The following is a 15477-nucleotide window of genomic DNA, read 5'->3' as shown; positions in this document are numbered from 1 at the left end:
TCCAGCGAGGCCACGCCACTCAGAACCGGTCCAGCGAAAACATCTCGATGTCGTGCTCGGTCTCGCCCTCGAGTGCCAGGTCGGCCATAATCTCGCCGATTACGCTGGCGAACTTGAAGCCGTGACCCGAGAAGCCGGCCGCGACGGAGACCTGCGGCCGGTCTGGCAGGGTGTCGATCACGAAGTGGTCGTCCGGCGTATTCGTGAACAGGCAGGTTTCGAGTCGCATCGTCGGTCCCGCGCCGTCGGGGAAATACTGCTCGGCGAACTCACGCAGCAGGCGTTCGTCAGCCTGTGTCGGCTCGCGCTCGAACGCCTCGGGATCGACGGTCTCCTCGCGGTGGTTGTACCGGCCGAATTTGAACCCCGGGACGCCGTGGACCGGGAAGCCGTAGTACCGTCCCTCGGGGACCTGCAGGTTCCAGACGGGGAACGCGTCGGGTTCGAAGCGTGCAGGCTCCTCGGGCTGGAGCCAGGCGAGAACCTGTCGTTCGGGGACCGCAACGCCCTCGAGTTCGTCGACGAATCTCGCAGCCCACGCACCGGCGGTGACGACGAGCCTGTCGGCCTCGTAGACGCCGTAGTCGGTCTCGACGCGGACGCCGTCGTCGTCCGTTGGTTGCCACTCGACAACCCGCTCGCGGGCGCGGATCGTTGCCCCATGCTGATGGGCTCGATTTACGTGTGCGACGATACACTCCTCGGGAACCAGAAAGCCACCTTCGGGCTGGTAGACTGCTTCGTACCCTTCCGGAAGCTGGTAACCCGGATACCGTTCTGTGAGTTCGCTACTCGAGCACACCTCGTGATCGAGGTCGTGTTCCGCACAGGAGCGTTTCGATCCCTCGACGAGCGAACTGTCCTGCGGACCGGCGTCGATCGATCCGGTGCGGTGCAGTAGCTGCTGATCGTGGGTGTCCTCGAGTGCCGTCCAGAGTTCGTCGGCGCGCTTGAGCAGCGGGACGTAGGCGGGGTGTTCGTAGTACGCGAGTCGGAAGATGCGGGTGATGCCGTGGGAGGAGCCGTAGCCGTGCGGGACGTCGTAGCGCTCGAGGCCGAGGACGTCGACGCCGCGGTCGGCGAGGTGAGAGACGGCTGCACTTCCCATGCCGCCGACGCCGAGGACGATGACGTCGTACCGTTCGGTCATAGCCGATGATACGACCGGGGTGTCGAAAATTCTTCCTCACCCTCGCAGTGGCCGGGAGCGGTTGAAGGCAGGGTGAACGTGAAGTGAAGAGGCCGGGGTAGGGGCGGGTAAGGGATCCCGAATCCCGAATCCCGAATCCCGAAGTGAGACGCAAGACGCAAGCCTCAAGAATCGTCAACCGCCCGCTCACGAATCCGACGCTGTTGGCGGCGCTCGCGAACGTGGCCGACACCGTCAGCCAGGTCGTCTCGTACCGCCGTCTCGAACTCGTCTATCTCCGTGACGAACTCCGCAGAGAACTCCTCGACGAGTTCGTAGGTCCACTGATCGCTGATCGCACCCGCCGGAAGGTGCTCGTCGCGAATCGTGTCCGCCCACTCTTCATGACCGGCCTCACGCAGTTCATATTCGGCGTCGCTCACGCGATCCATCGCGTGGCCCAGTTGATGGTGGAACTCGAGTAGCGTGCCGTAGGCGCGGTGAACGTGTTCGATCCCGAGTTGGAGATCGTGCAGCGCGTCGAGTTCTGTGTCCGAGAGGTCGAGGTGTGCGTCGGGTGGGTGGTCTCGGCCGTCGGAGTTGGGTGGCATAGCGGATGCATGGCTGGCACCTCAAAGACGTTTCTGCGCGCAGATGCCCAGTTAGGAGTCGATCGGCTGGACGTTCCAGCGGTCGGAGAAGGCGGTTCCACACGAACACTGTGCGTACGCGTGGACGACGTCTCCCTCGGCGTAGATGCCGCCGACATCTTCGTTCTGCTCCTCGGCGAAGGCGAAGACGTACTGAATCGTGTGGTCGGTCCCGTTCTGGGTGTGAGCTTCGTCGTCTGCCTCGTCATCGTCGTCGCCGGGTGTCTCACCGGCAGGACGTTCCGGACACCGTCCGCCGGCGAGGTCACCGTCGATGAGTCCCTCGAGTCCCATCGCGGACTGAGCGAACTCCATCGCCTGGCTGCCGGTCGCCGCCTCGAACGCGTTTCGACCGCGTTCGCCGTCGACAATGATCAGGACGCCACCCTCGACTGACTCGCCGAAGGACTCGAGACGCTCGTCTGAAACGTACGATTCGGCGAGAAACAACGCGACATCGTCGGGCCGGTCGCCGGCCAGGAACTCCTCGCGTGGGGTACTCATGGCCGGCGATTGGCGCTCGACGTGGAAAAGGCCGCTGTTCGTCGGCTGACACCACGGTCGCGGACCGACAGCTGTCGCGTCGTATCGATTTCCATACACGAGTGTCCGTCGTGGCTGTGTGGCTGCTGGATCGCCACCCTTGAACCATGCGTGATGGATGGGCTGGTGTTGCGCTCACCTGTCGTCCGCGCCCGAGCTATTTGCGGCCACAATACTCGAGTTTTCAGCGCCAATCGGCCACAATGCTTATCTATGTATTCTATTATCGCCCTATGGTGGGCATACGAACGCTTTAGATGGAATATATTGGATATAAGTCGAGATATTGATTCCACTTCGACAAAAGATCGATCTCTGCCGAACGAACAGTTATTATGTCACTTCACGACCGTTGATTTATCTACGTTCTGTATGGTTGACACCCTGCCGTTTATACACTGGTAGGTTCAGACGTTCACTCGATGTGAGTAGTGTGGTCCGCCCCCGGCCGTCCACGGCCGAGATCAGGCGAATACCACACTGGGATGTGGTGATCGTGAATGCGAGATACGTCACAGAAAATTGATATACTCTTCGAGGCGCTCTCGAAAACGGCTCCGACCGAACTGTCTAGCGGACAACCGGTGCATACTGACGGAACTGAGAACGCCGACAGGGCGAGCGCCGCCTCGGGGGAGCGCGGCCAAAACCCGGGGGTCGGACAGCAAACCGAGGATATCGATAGCGTCGACTCCGAACTCGACGAACTCCTGGCCCAGGCACTGGCCGAACTGCCCGTTCCCGAGGTCGAATTCAGCGATGAACTCGTCAAACACAACCTCGACGAAATCCTACTCGTCCTGATCGCGCTCCACGACGGCTCGCACGGCGACGAGCTCCTGACGGATCTGTCACAGCACTTCGGGACGGACCTGAGCCCGGGAACGGTGTATCCCGCGCTCCACGCACTCGAGGAGAGTGGCTATCTCTCGATGCACACCAAGGTACGAACCAAGGAGTACTCGACGGCAGACGAAACCGCCGTTCAAACGACGATCGAACAGACGATGCTCGAGCATCTCGCGTTCGGACTCCTGCTTGCGGTGTTTCTCTCGCGGTACTGACCGCGATTCGCTGCTCGCTGTCGGTTTGTTCGGTTTCGTCACGCACCGCACTCGAGAACAATCCGCGTTGGGACGTCGTTGCTTACTCGTCGAGATCCTTCGCAATCGAGGAGAGACTATCGCTCGGTGGTTCGTGGGCGTCGTAGTAGACGGTCGATCCCGGTTCACGGAGTCCGTAGAGGAAGTCGGGTTCGACGACGTCGATCAGAACTGACCCCTCGTTTGCGATGGCGTGGTCGTCGACCCACGCTTCCAGGCGATCCGTCCCGCCGCTCGGATCGCGCGCGAGGTCAGGTGTTTCGTAGACGCCGGGAATCGTCAGTTCGTCACCGACGAGTGCGCGCTCGACCTGTGCGAAGCACTCGTCGCCGTCGAGGACGACCCGAACGATGTCGTCGGTCGTGAACGCCTCGCGGTCGTCGGCCGGGATTGCAAGCTGTACACCAGTCGCTGTCTCCGAACACGTGGAACGAACCGTCTGCACTGACGGATGATCGCTCGCGATTCTATCTGCCATAAAGAACTGAACTCGCGCTATCGGATTACTCGTCGTCTCCGTCTTCGCCCTCGCCGAGGAGGTCGTCAACGTCAGTGCTGCCGCGGTCGACGATCGAGGCGTTGACCTGTGCGACAGCATCGGAGAGTTCGCGTCCACGGACGGTGATTCGGCGGCGTTCGCCCTCGCGCTCGGGTCTGTAGCCGGTCTGGCGGCCTTCCATCAGGACTTCGGTCAGGTTCGCACCTGCAACGTCGCCGTTGAGCGGGCGGCCGGCGTCGTCGGAGCCACCCGTGATCTCGAGCGTGTAGCCGTCGAGGCCGACGGCGCTGCCGTCGACTTCCTCGCCGATCTCCTTGCCGAGGAATCGGTTTGCGTCCTGTTCCGCCGCTTCGAGCTGGTAGGACGACCCGGATTCGGGGTCGCCAACGACAACAGTGAAACTTACCATGCACGGGAAAAAACGGTCGGCGCTCAAAAACACATCGAAACACAGGCCGCTCTGGGAGCGGGCTGGAGCCGACCGGTCCGGTGATCGGTGATTGGTGATCCGTGATCCATGATAGGTGATCGGTGATCGGTGGCGATCGATGATCGTTCCGCCAACCGGGATACCGTTAGGATCCTCGCGCCCGACGTACCGATATGGGACTCGATCGGGATCGACTCGACGATCTGCTGGCCACGGAGTACTCCGGCGACGTCGCCGAACGTCGGGTCGTCGTCCGGCAGGCGGCCGATCTCGCCGATTCGGGCCAGTACGAACGCGACACTGCCGTCACACTCACCCCTGCAGTTGTCGTCGACGAACTGGCTGACGCGCCGGACGGCTCGGTCGCCGACCGGTGGAACTGGTGGATCGGCTCGCTCGAACTCGCGTTTGGCGGATACGCCCGATTCGGGGTTCAAGCGTACAGGACGTGACAGCTACGGCGAACGAAACGACTTTTATGGGCTCCTGACCAAAGAGTCAGTAGTGACCGACTCCGACGTTCGCGAGGAAATCATGCGCGCCACCTACGAGGCGCTGTGCGAGCACGGGTATAGCGAGCTTACGGCACAGTCTATCGCCGACCGGACGGACAAGAGCAAGTCGCTCCTGTTCTATCACTACGACTCGAAAGAGGAGCTCGTTGCCGAGTTCGTCGAGTATCTGGTCGACTGGTTCGACGAGCGCGCGGTCGAGACGGCGTCGCTTTCGCCGGTCGACCGGCTCGCAACCATCGTCGACTGGTTCCTCTATGGCTCGTCGAACGACCACGACGAGCGCCAGTCGTTCCATACGGCGATGCTCGAACTCCGAACCCAGGCACCCTACCACGAGCCGTATCGCGAAAACCTTCGGAAGAGCGACGATTACCTGCGGAACCTCTTCGAAGAAATCCTGCAAGACGGCATCGAAGCGGGCCAGTTCGTCGACCACGATACCGAGGAGATGGCGACGTTGCTGATGGCCACCCTCGATGGGGCACGGATTCGACAGCTTACGCTCGACCGCGACAGTTACGTCGATCAGGTCCGGTCCGCTGCCGTCGATCGCATCTTCGACGATATTCTGGCGGACGACGTCGAATTTCCGGACCGCAGCGTACAGAACGATTCTTCCGAACGGAGCCGTCGCGGACATTCGAACGACGACCCTGAGACCGCCCCCAGCAGTGACACTGCTGCCAACGCTGGCGATACCAGGGGTACCGACGACACCAACGGCACCGCCGCCAACGCCAACGCCGACAGCGACAGCGACACCGACACCGACGGCAGCGGCGACGGCGACACCACATAACCACACCAGACACGGTAGCGTTTCAGTCCAGCTATGAGCGAATACACCTCCACCGACGAACCGACGACGATGGCCGCCGACTCCTTCGCTGGCCGCTCCCCACCGATGCAGACGATCGTACGCGATGCAGTGCTGCCACAGGCACAGTCACTCCCAGTCACGCTCTGTCGAGCCGCCGCCGAACTCACTCGAGTACACCGTGAGAGCGGGGCCGACTCTGGAGCGCACTCGTATTCGGGTACGGTCCCGGACCCAGACCCGGACTCGGGTACGGATTCGAACCCGAGCACCGAGAACACGACCGCATCTCGTTCACCCGACCTCGAACGGATTTTGAGACCGGTCGAAACCGCAGTTTCCTACTTCGAGGCCTACGTCCGACTCCGTCTCGATCTGCTCCTCACTGACCGCTATCCCAACACGAACCCGCGGGCGCGTGACGCCGCTATCCTCGCCAGCGACTTCCTCCACGCAGGCGCGTACGCCGCTGTTGCTGAGGCACCGCTCTCAGACCAGCGAGCACTCGAGTTGTACCGGCTGCTGACGAGTGCATCGACGCGGCTCTCACACCAGCTCCTTGCTGTTTCGCGGGGTCGGACGGGGGGTCGTGCTCGCACGGCGGGCGAGTCAGGGACGGAGTCGGGTTCGATCCGATCGTCGTCGAACCAGTCGGCGGCTGCGACTATTGCTTCGGCGACCAGTATCGGTGACGACGGTGTCAGTCGGCCGAATCCACTCGTTACGCTCTCCGAGACGGCAGCCGAACTCGGGGCCGTCGCTGCGGGTGCGTCCGATGCGACGAGCGCTGCATTGCGGTCCTACAGTGGTTCGTTGACGGTTGGGCTTGTGGCGGCTGCTGTTGGTGTTGCTGGTGCTGGCGCTGCCGCTAGTGCTGGTGTCGGTACTGATGCTGATAGTGCTACTAGTGCTGATAGTGCTGATAATGGCAGTAGCACTGACAGCACCGATAGTGACGCCGATATCGGCACCGAACCAGCCGGTGACGCGACCGCTGACGATCCATCCCCTGTCGCGGACGCTGTCGCTGTACTAGCCTCGGGCTGGACGGCGTCCCGAGAGCAGGACCGGACGCTGTCGCCGAGCGATGGCGGCCTCACACTCTCGTTTACGGACCCCGATGCAGTTGCTCCAGCCGACGTGTACCGACACTACCGGTTGCCGTCGCTGTCTGTCGACCGCGTCGAGGGAGAATCTGACCGGACTCACGACCGCGGGTCCGATCGAACACATCCACACGCACAGCGCCGCGACGACGCACTCGAAGCGGCGCGTGCTGCACTCTCGGCGCTCGACGATGACACGGGCGATGCCCACTCCGAGCAGGATGTGGTTCGTGCTGCACTCGAGCAGGCGACACGCGTCCCGGTCGGCGATGGGACGTCAGCCCCGATCCCATCCGGTGTGCCCGGAACAGACCACACAGACGATGACTGATACTGAGTCCGAAAACGAGTCCACGCCACCGTCGGTGTCCGAGACAGAGCCAGGAGCAGCCCCACACGCAGAATCGGCGTCTGACTCCGGACCCGAGACGGCCCTTTCGCGCCCGCGATGGCCCGCCTATCCGCTCTCTGTGTTCGTCGCCGGACTCGGTCACTGGTATCTGGGGCAGTGGAAACGCGGTGCGAGCTGGTTCGGCCTCTACGTGCTTGCACTCGCGTTCCTGAGCGCGCGCACACTCTCGGGTGCGTTCGATCTCAGCGAACCGTTCGTCATCACGGCGCTGCAGTTCGACGCCGTGAACTACGCCGACGTCGCGGTCCCACTGGCAGTACTCATCATCTGTCTTCTGGATCTCTACCTGCTCGGGCTCGCAACCCGTTCTGAACCATCGAACGGCGTCAACGGCGTACCCAAGTAGCGCCACCAGCGAATCGACAGAGGAAAACCCCGCCAGTCCCGACCACGAGCCGATGGAACTCGAGTTCGTCGGCGGCGCGCGCGAGATCGGTCGCAGCGCGCTGGTCGTCGACGACACACTCCTGGTGGATTTCGGGATGGACTCGGGGAACCCACCCGCGTTCCCGATCGGTGACGTCGACCCCGAGGCGGTCGTTGTCAGCCACGGCCACCTCGACCACGTCGGCTCGATTCCGGCGCTGCTCGCCGGTGATGCCCGCCCGCCAGTCCACTGGACGCCGCCGACGTACGACCTCACGATGCTCCTGGCGAGGGATACCCTCAAACTCCACGGCGGGACCTACGACTGCCCGTTTACGGAGGCCGAACTCGCTCGGCTCACGCAGGTCTCCGAAACCCACGGCTACCGCGAGACGTTCGACGCGGCGGGCTACGAGGTCACCTTTTACGACGCCGGGCACATCCCTGGCAGCGCCCACGTCCTGATCGACGACGGCGAGACACGCCTGCTCTACACCGGCGACTTCCACACGGAAAACCAGCAACTGCTCTCGGGAACGACGGCTCGCCCCGACGCCGACATCGTCGTCTGCGAGAGCACCTACTCGGAGACGAGTCGCCGCCCACGAAGTGAGATTGAAGCCGAATTCGTCGAGAGCGTCCAAACCACGCTCTGGGAGGGTGGCACCGTCGTCGTCCCGGCGTTCGCTATCGGGCGCACTCAGGAAATCATGTGCATCTGCGAACAGCACGATCTCGAGTGCTACGTTGACGGACTGGGAACCCGCGTCGCGGAACGATTCTTGCAGGCGGGGAATCGCGACTTCTTGCGCGACCCCGAATTGGTCCGGCGTGCGAAGGGCAACGCCCGATTTGTCGACGGCCGCGATGGTCAGAGAAAACGGATCGCCGAACAGAATACCGTCATCATCACAACCAGCGGGATGCTCCACGGCGGGCCGGCGATGACCTACATCCCCGAAATCCGCTCGCATCCGGTGAATAAAATCGCGATGACGGGCTATCAGGTCGAGGGCACGCCCGGCCGTGACCTGCTCGACACCGGCAGCGCCGAACTCGACGGCCGAATGATGCCGGTCAGTGCGCAGGTCGAGCAGTACGACTTCTCCGCGCATGCGGACCGAGAGGGGCTGCGCTCGTTCCTCGAGTCGTACCGCGACAGCACGGTTCTCGTGAACCACGGCGACCGGTGTGTCGCCTTCGCAGACGAGTTGCGGGCGGACGGGTTCGACGCGAGTGCACCGGCACTCGGTGAGCCATGGTCGACGAACGACTGAGCACCTCGAGCCGTCGATGGACGTCTGAGCACGTCGAGTCGTCGACGGATGGCCGCGCACGTCGAATAATCAGTGGACACCTGCGGCTGAGAGCCACCGCAGCGAAACTGGATACTACAACACGCCAGCCGAACTCGCAACGACGAACAGCGTGAACAGCAGCGCAAGAACGCTCCCGACGGCAAGCGGCACGTTCTCCATCGCCTTCTCGTGCAGCGCCATCTCCTCGTATTCCGCGCGGAACGCCTCCCGGTTCTCCTCGTCGTAGAAGTACTTCGTCTTCAACACGAACCGTTCGGTAACTGCACAGCCGGTACAGACCGGCTCGTCCTCGAGTCGCTCCGTCTTCGTATGTGCCTCACAGTTGATGCTCCCGCAGTTATCGCAGTAGGTGTACGAGCCGTCAACGCCGCCGGTCTCGCAGTGGACACACTCGCGGAACTCGTTTCGAACCACTGCCCGCGACGAGCCGGCCGCATCGTAAACGTAGCGGTACTCGTACTCGCCGAGTGCGAGCCGCGAGCGAACGCGCGGCAAGTAGACCGGGTCGATCGAGTGTACCGACACGTCAGACTGATTCGGCGTACACGTCTTCTCGTAGTCGACGTTGTTGTCACCCGTGTAATGAACCGTCGCCGTATGGGCCTGGCGAAGCCGGTCGATCGCCCACTCCTTGTACGCCGTTTCGGTCCGGCCGAAGCGAGTGTACTCGAGTCCATCGAACGTGCGCTCGAGTTCAGTCTCCCGCTCCTCGAGGGAAACCCGCGGTGCGGTTCGGTCGGTGACCAGGTCGCGGCGCTCGCCGCGTGCGACGCGGGGTTCGTCGCCGCCGGCGTGGAGCACCAGATCAGTCGTCTCGTCTAGGCTATGGATGACGCCGACGGAGGTTTCGAAGGTCGCGCTCGTGTTGGCACTCACGGTGACCATGGGCTCGAACGCGACGCTCGTCTCGGGCGTCGGAATCGTTTCGGGGTCGATGTTTCTGACGTCGCGGAACGTCTCGAAGACGGGTGCGTCGCGGCCGGCGGTCGGGTGAGTTGGCGCGAGCGCCTCCTCACAGAGGATCTCGATGCGGCCGTTGTAGAGGTCCATCCCGATTTCCTCGCCGATCTCGCGGAGGTCGGTGCCGTCGACGAGTTCGACGCCGCCGTCGGTGGTGGTGCCGAGTTCGTCGGCGTACTCGCGGGCCGGCCCGGTAAACCGACCGGTCGTCGCGACCATCCCGCGCTTCGGGCCGTCGTAGTCGTACGTCGCCACTGCCGAGTGGAGTTTCTGGACGACGGGGCGGCTAACCGTGTCCGTGTGCTTGCACTCTACGACGACCGCGCGCCGCCGGCCGGCGACGACCTCCTCCATCAGAATATCGCGTCCCTCGTCGGCCGTGCGCGCCGACTGGCGGACGTTCTCGTAGCCGAGGTGACGAAAGACGTCCACCATCAGATCCTCGAACTCGTAGCCCGAGAGTTCGTCCAGTAGTGCCATCCGAATACTGGCGCTTGTTGTGGCGCTACCGACAGTCTTTCGGTCGTGACGGTCACGAAAGGGTTTGTGTCACTGTCATAATCGCCCGACAGCAAGGACCACGCTTTTCAGCCCTGCTGCGGTAGCACCGCCCAATGAGTTCCTTCGAGACACCGCAGGAGACAGAGCGCGGCTTCGGGCTCTCGAGTCGCGAGGCGCGCGTCATCGGTGGTGCGAGCGTATTGATGGGCATCAACGTCGTCCTGATGTACGTCTTCGCACAGATTCCACAGCTCGCGGAGATCAACAACTACCTGTTCGGAGTCGCGCCGATTCTCGGCGTGATCATCTACGGTGCGGCGATTATGGGCGGCGAACTCGTCGCCGAACGGGGCGTCAAAGGCGGCGACATGGGAATCGCGTTCGTCGGGATGCTCATCCTGCAACTCGCGTTCGGGATCTTCGGAGCCGGCGTCCTCTCGCGGGCACCGCAGGTCTTGCAGGTCGAGATTCTGGCCCTGACGGCGGTCGTCGTCGCCGTGATGACGGCGCTGATCTCCGGCTACGTCTACGCGCGGAGCGCGACGTTCGAGCACTGGGGACGATTCGCGAACTTCTCGTTCATCGGCGGCGTCCTTGTGATCCTCGTCGGCTCGTTCGTCCTGCCAGCGCTGCTCCTCGTCGGCTTCGTGCTGATCTTCCTCGGCTTCCTGCTCCGTCTCGGCTACGAAATTTGGCAGGTCAGAGATAACAGAGACGCCTCGGCGACGCTGCAGACGATCGGCGTCTACATCGCCGTGGCCGGTGTCTTCGTCCACGTGCTGCAGCTGGTGTTGCGGTACGTGCTCTCCCAGGAGTAGTCTTTCAGCGGTTCTCACACAGTTGCGCGACAGATCGAACGAAACCCGTCTCAGGCGTCGCTGCTTGCGTCGGTATCGCTTTCTTCGGCTTCAGCTTCCTCCGCTGCGGATTCCACTACGTCCCGGAACGCAGTGAGAATCACCTGCTTCGTCACCGCACCGCGGGAGGTCCAGTGATTCGCGTAGTCGAGCATATCGTTGTAGATATCGGGCTTACAGCCCGCCGCCTTCGGATGCCCGCCGCCGTTTACCTTTCCCGCAACCTCGTGGCAGCGGTCGAACTCGTCCGTCCCGCGAATCGACGCCGAGCCCGCGGGCTTGACGATCACCGAGGCGTCGGCACCGTCCTCGCGCATCGCCTCTGCCACCTCGTTCTGCGAACACCGGCCGTAGGTGATCCCCACCGTATAGTCGCCGATCTCGCGGAACTCCGCGCGACCGATCGCTTGGTCGATCAACTGCTCCTTCTCGATCCGGCGCTCGGCGATGAACTCCTCGGCCCACGCCGGCAGGTCGACGCCGTACTCGCGGACGACCTCGACGTACTCCGCCGGATCCGTCCAGTAGGCGTAATCCGCTAGATCGTCGCTGCGTGGATCCTCGCGCAGCCAGAGGTCGTGATCCCGGGTGACCGCTGCGAGTTCTTCGTACATCGAATCGAACTCGTACTCGAGTGACCGGTAGACGACGTCGGCGCTGCACTCTTCGTCGGAGTCGCCGACGACGAGTTCGACACCGGCGTCGCGAACCGCGTCAGCGACGTCGTCGCCCCACTGGTGGTGGTCGTACCAGGCGACGCTGTCGGCGGTGTCGAGCGCGGCGTCGAGTTCGTCCTCGACGTACTCGTAGCGATCGGGACAGAGGTCACAGACGAAGAGATCGATGCCGTCGTCGCCGAATTCGGCGACGCGGGCGAGGGCGTCCTCGACGTTGTGCGGGCTGGCGGGGACGAGCGCGACGGAGTGGGGTGTCGGCTCGGGCTCCTCGAGTGGGTCGTCGCCGTTGTCGCCGGCGGCGATTGCTTCGGTTTCTTCGGTTTCTTCGGTTTCTTCGGTTTCTTCGGTTCCCTCGGCGTCTTCGGTGTCCGTGTCGTCGTCCGGCTCCGGCACAACCTGCACGTCGTCGTACGCCTCGCGAATCAGTGCGACGCAGGCGAGGCCGTCCGCGTCGGCGTCGGCGATGACGGCGACATCCGCGCCCTCGAGTGCTGCCTGGGTTTGTTCGTCTTCGAAGTCCTCCTCGAGTTCGTCCGGGAGAAAGAAGCCGGTGCCCGGGAGGACAGACTTGCGAGCGATCGGGAGCTCGCCGCTGTCGATGAGTTCGTCGAACATACCGGTACTGGGTGAGCGGGCGGGAAGTAACCGCCGGTCTTGGGTGGCTGTGGTCGATGCTGTGCTGTAGTCGGCTCTCGTCTAGTAGATTCGAGTCGCGTATTGACAAGCCGGTTCTTTGTTTCAGTGTAATTTACGAAACCCGCGTTCAGTATAGGTCGGACAGGTAACGGAGAGACGATCAATTTCTCCGTCAGATGTCAAAAGCCACCTACTGAATATAGAGTATTGACGACTTCGTTAGTTTCGCAACGGAAGTGGTAAACAAGTCACTCATTACACGTGCGTATTGTCCGTTACCGTCATTCTCTCAAGGAAGGATCTGGTGCTGAACGAGGATGGATAGCGGGTGATCGGTGCTACAGTTCGAGTGGCACTTCGAGCGTGGGGTCGGCATCGAGGATCGTGGACACGGTCGGCTGTACCTGTTCGAACTGCTCGGTCGGTTCCACGAGTTGTCGATCGGTATCGTAGGAAACGAGCCCTTCCGAGGCCAACTTTGGGATGTGGACGTGATAGAGTGAGAGGCGAATCTCTGCGAGAACGTCCTTAGAGACCTCTGTAAGTTGGCTATGATGATTGTATTTGAGGACGGTTTGTGTGAGGTCGTTTAGTGTCAACGACCGCTGTTCTGCTGCGAGTACCGCAAGTACGATCCGGCGATGCTGGTCTTGGCACAGGTGTAGTATCGAATCGAAGGCGATGGAATCCTGACTCATTGTCTTTAGTGCAGACTATCGGCGGCAATCACGCTGACTTTTTCCTGTACAAACCGTTTTTATATGTCCGATCAGGAACGGACTTCGACGGCGGAGAGCGTGCTCCCAAGGACGTGCCTAATTCCACCCCAGAGACGGGAGCCGACGGCCTGCTGTGAGATGCCGAGTTCCTCACCGAGTTCTTCCAGCGTGACTTCGCGGGGGGACTCGAAATAGCCACGCTCGTAGGCGAGCACCAGCGCCTCTTGTTGGGTGTCGGTGAGCGCCTCCTCGGTGCCCGTCTCGATTGGTGTGAGCGCGTGCAACTCTGTCAGCGTGATCGGGATACCGAGCTCTCGACAGCGCCGTTGAAAGGTTGCGATGTCGCTCCGGTCGTCGCCGCGAATCTCGAACGTCCACTGCTGGTTCGTGCCAGTGGCTTCGATGAGCGGTATCTCCGTCTCCGCCAATATGGTGAGCACGTCTTCGTAGTCCAGCGTCCACTCGACGCGTAACAGATATTCGTCTTCGACGGAGTCAACGAGTCGAATATCTGTCACGCCCGAGTGTTCGGTGAACGCGTTCTCGATGTCATTGACTTCGGTTCCTCGCACCCAGAAGTACGGGACCACCACGTCCCGTGCAGGGATAATCCGCTCAAGTTCTACTGTCACGTCCGGGAGTTGGTCGAACACCGTCCCCAACGGGAACTGGTCAGACGGTACCGTGAACGTCGCCTCAGTAGCCATTAGTGTACTATCAACTTCCAGCGGCAAAGGGGTACGGCTACTCAGATTGTGTTCACGATGCCGCTGTTCCCGGACGCCTTATCGTGCTAACCTGAACGGTACTCGTGCGTCTCGATTCAAACAGTGGAACCACGGACAAGATTCCCGAGGTCGTTCTCTGCTTCCTCTGTCCTGAGCGTTCGATCCTCCGCGTTGGTCACGCTCTAACTCGCCGGCCATTCGCGCTCTGTATTCAGCACGACGCTCCGAAGAGATACGTTGACCGGGAGGATGTGCAGCGGTCAATAAGCACCTGCAGTGATTGAACTACCTGAGTCACTTATGGATAGATTCTGACAATCACTCGCCACTAGCCGCTGTTAGGCCACGGCAGCCGTCTCGTCCACGTTGTCGGCCATCGACTCGAGTTGGCGCACAGTCAGCACCGGGACGGGCGAGGTGCGGACGATGCGCTCGGCGACACTGCCGAGCAGCAGGCGGTTCTCGCCGTGGCGGCCGCGGGTGCCCGTCGCGACGAGGTCGGCATCGACCTCGCGGGCGTACTCACAGATTTCGGCGGCAGGACGCCCTTCGCGCGCCGCGGTCGTAATCTCGCGATCCGTCCGATCTTCGACCGTGGCGACTGCGGCGTCGGCGGTCGTCTCGAGTGCGGTGCGCAGTTCCTCGCGGAGCTGTTGGGGTGAGGCGTCGACCTCGCTGGCGTCGACGACCGAAAGGGCGTGGACCTCGGCGTCGAATCGGTCGGCCAGATCGAGTGCGACGTCGATGGCGCGGCTGACGCTGTCGGAGCCGTCCGTGGCGACGACGACCGTGTCGAACATGGGTGACGATTGGGTGGCCGTCGCTATAAAGCCTCACGGCGGGTGGCTGTCGATGGGGCTGGGGGTCGTCGTCTCTGTGTCCGTCTTCGTATCTGTGTCTGTGTCTGTCTCCGCTGTCGCCTCCGTCTCCGTCTCAGTCCTCGCCTCCGTCTTCGCCTTGCCCCTCGACCGCAACCTCAGCATCCGTCAACGCGCGGACGAGCGTCTCGTACTCGAAATCGTTGACCGGCAACGGTTCGTTCTTGAGCGTCGTGATGACGAACTTCGAGCTCGTGCGCCGAATCTCGTCGATCGCTTCGTAGTCTGCAACCAGCGATTCGACCATCTGCCGGTTCGGTACGTGTGCGATGACGACGAAATCGGTCTCGCCCATCGTGAAGTGCACCTGATTGACGCCCTCGATCGCGGTGAGCTTCTCGCCCACGGTCTGGTGGTACCCCTCGTCGAACTCCGCCCACACCTCCGAGATGAGGGTGATCGACAGCCCCAGTTTCTCGAGGTTCATATCGTAACGGTCGTTCTCGAGTACCCCCGCATCCTGTAGCTGATCCAGGCGGTAGTGAACCGTGGATTTGGGGATGCCGGTCTCCTGGTGGATCTTATCGGGGCTGGTGACGCCCTTCGCGGCGACCGCTTTGAGAATTTGAATGTCCTTTTCGTCGAGGTCGGCTGTGTCGCGTCCCATGTCATCGCTCATTGTGATCACTCGC

General features: G+C 62.3%; 18 protein-coding genes. 7 read left to right on the top strand and 11 right to left on the bottom strand.

Annotated features, from left to right (window positions below):
- Positions 1 to 19 precede the first annotated feature (19 nt).
- The 3 genes from solA to BBD46_RS04890 all read right to left on the bottom strand — a co-directional run bounded on the left by solA (position 20) and on the right by BBD46_RS04890 (position 2283).
- Positions 20 to 1150 (bottom strand): N-methyl-L-tryptophan oxidase, encoded by a 1131-nt coding sequence (solA, locus tag BBD46_RS04900; protein WP_071400631.1) that lies wholly within the window; start codon positions 1148 to 1150, stop codon positions 20 to 22.
- A gap of 164 nt (positions 1151 to 1314) precedes the next feature.
- The gene (locus BBD46_RS04895; RefSeq protein WP_071400630.1) at positions 1315 to 1740 is read right to left on the bottom strand and encodes a hypothetical protein; all 426 of its coding nucleotides are present in this window, start codon (positions 1738 to 1740) and stop codon (positions 1315 to 1317) included.
- 51 nt (positions 1741 to 1791) lie between these two features.
- Entirely contained in the window at positions 1792 to 2283 is a 492-nt protein-coding gene (locus BBD46_RS04890) for a DUF5807 family protein (protein ID WP_071400629.1), read from the bottom strand.
- A 539-nt stretch (positions 2284 to 2822) separates the two neighbouring features.
- Between BBD46_RS04890 and BBD46_RS04885 the strand changes: the two genes are divergently transcribed.
- Positions 2823 to 3386 carry a PadR family transcriptional regulator gene (locus tag BBD46_RS04885; protein ID WP_071400628.1) on the top strand — a complete coding sequence of 188 codons (564 nt, stop codon included), beginning with the start codon at positions 2823 to 2825 and terminating at the stop codon, positions 3384 to 3386.
- 82 nt (positions 3387 to 3468) lie between these two features.
- Here BBD46_RS04885 and BBD46_RS04880 read toward each other — a convergent pair whose 3' ends face one another.
- Both BBD46_RS04880 and BBD46_RS04875 read right to left on the bottom strand, forming a co-directional pair.
- Positions 3469 to 3903, bottom strand: a complete 435-nt coding sequence (locus BBD46_RS04880; RefSeq protein ID WP_071400627.1) for a DUF7112 family protein — start codon at positions 3901 to 3903, stop codon at positions 3469 to 3471.
- A 25-nt stretch (positions 3904 to 3928) separates the two neighbouring features.
- Complete coding sequence (locus tag BBD46_RS04875) at positions 3929 to 4333, bottom strand: 30S ribosomal protein S6e (protein WP_071400626.1); 405 nt, start codon at positions 4331 to 4333, stop codon at positions 3929 to 3931.
- Between the two features lie 194 nt (positions 4334 to 4527).
- Here BBD46_RS04875 and BBD46_RS04870 point away from each other — a divergent pair, with 194 nt between their 5' ends.
- The 5 genes from BBD46_RS04870 to BBD46_RS04850 all read left to right on the top strand — a co-directional run bounded on the left by BBD46_RS04870 (position 4528) and on the right by BBD46_RS04850 (position 8847).
- Entirely contained in the window at positions 4528 to 4806 is a 279-nt protein-coding gene (locus BBD46_RS04870) for a hypothetical protein (protein ID WP_071400625.1), read from the top strand.
- Between the two features lie 52 nt (positions 4807 to 4858).
- Positions 4859 to 5668 (top strand): TetR/AcrR family transcriptional regulator, encoded by an 810-nt coding sequence (locus BBD46_RS04865; protein ID WP_071400624.1) that lies wholly within the window; start codon positions 4859 to 4861, stop codon positions 5666 to 5668.
- A 33-nt stretch (positions 5669 to 5701) separates the two neighbouring features.
- Positions 5702 to 7123: a hypothetical protein gene (locus BBD46_RS04860; protein ID WP_071400623.1), complete on the top strand. Its 1422-nt coding sequence runs from the start codon at positions 5702 to 5704 to the stop codon at positions 7121 to 7123.
- A 139-nt stretch (positions 7124 to 7262) separates the two neighbouring features.
- Positions 7263 to 7550 (top strand): hypothetical protein, encoded by a 288-nt coding sequence (locus tag BBD46_RS04855; RefSeq protein ID WP_071400847.1) that lies wholly within the window; start codon positions 7263 to 7265, stop codon positions 7548 to 7550.
- Positions 7551 to 7602: 52 nt separating this feature from the next.
- On the top strand, positions 7603 to 8847 hold the full coding sequence (locus BBD46_RS04850) for an MBL fold metallo-hydrolase (protein ID WP_071400622.1): 1245 nt from the start codon (positions 7603 to 7605) through the stop codon (positions 8845 to 8847).
- A gap of 114 nt (positions 8848 to 8961) precedes the next feature.
- Here BBD46_RS04850 and BBD46_RS04845 read toward each other — a convergent pair whose 3' ends face one another.
- Positions 8962 to 10329, bottom strand: a complete 1368-nt coding sequence (locus tag BBD46_RS04845) for a restriction endonuclease (protein WP_071400621.1) — start codon at positions 10327 to 10329, stop codon at positions 8962 to 8964.
- A gap of 134 nt (positions 10330 to 10463) precedes the next feature.
- Between BBD46_RS04845 and BBD46_RS04840 the strand changes: the two genes are divergently transcribed.
- Positions 10464 to 11168 (top strand): hypothetical protein, encoded by a 705-nt coding sequence (locus BBD46_RS04840; RefSeq protein WP_071400620.1) that lies wholly within the window; start codon positions 10464 to 10466, stop codon positions 11166 to 11168.
- Positions 11169 to 11218: 50 nt separating this feature from the next.
- On the opposite strand, the gene BBD46_RS04835 is transcribed toward BBD46_RS04840, so the two are convergent.
- The 5 genes from BBD46_RS04835 to BBD46_RS04815 all read right to left on the bottom strand — a co-directional run bounded on the left by BBD46_RS04835 (position 11219) and on the right by BBD46_RS04815 (position 15464).
- Positions 11219 to 12499 carry a DHH family phosphoesterase gene (locus BBD46_RS04835; protein WP_071400619.1) on the bottom strand — a complete coding sequence of 427 codons (1281 nt, stop codon included), beginning with the start codon at positions 12497 to 12499 and terminating at the stop codon, positions 11219 to 11221.
- 359 nt (positions 12500 to 12858) lie between these two features.
- Positions 12859 to 13218, bottom strand: a complete 360-nt coding sequence (locus BBD46_RS04830) for a DUF7344 domain-containing protein (protein WP_071400618.1) — start codon at positions 13216 to 13218, stop codon at positions 12859 to 12861.
- A 71-nt stretch (positions 13219 to 13289) separates the two neighbouring features.
- The gene (locus BBD46_RS04825; protein WP_071400617.1) at positions 13290 to 13946 is read right to left on the bottom strand and encodes a helix-turn-helix domain-containing protein; all 657 of its coding nucleotides are present in this window, start codon (positions 13944 to 13946) and stop codon (positions 13290 to 13292) included.
- A gap of 359 nt (positions 13947 to 14305) precedes the next feature.
- Entirely contained in the window at positions 14306 to 14767 is a 462-nt protein-coding gene (locus BBD46_RS04820; RefSeq protein WP_071400616.1) for a universal stress protein, read from the bottom strand.
- Between the two features lie 133 nt (positions 14768 to 14900).
- Entirely contained in the window at positions 14901 to 15464 is a 564-nt protein-coding gene (locus tag BBD46_RS04815; protein WP_071400615.1) for an Lrp/AsnC family transcriptional regulator, read from the bottom strand.
- Positions 15465 to 15477 lie beyond the last annotated feature (13 nt).

Source organism: Natrialba sp. SSL1 (genome assembly GCF_001861355.1).
In the GTDB taxonomy this organism is placed as follows: domain Archaea; phylum Halobacteriota; class Halobacteria; order Halobacteriales; family Natrialbaceae; genus Natrialba.
This window is presented reverse-complemented; position numbering and strand designations above follow the sequence as displayed.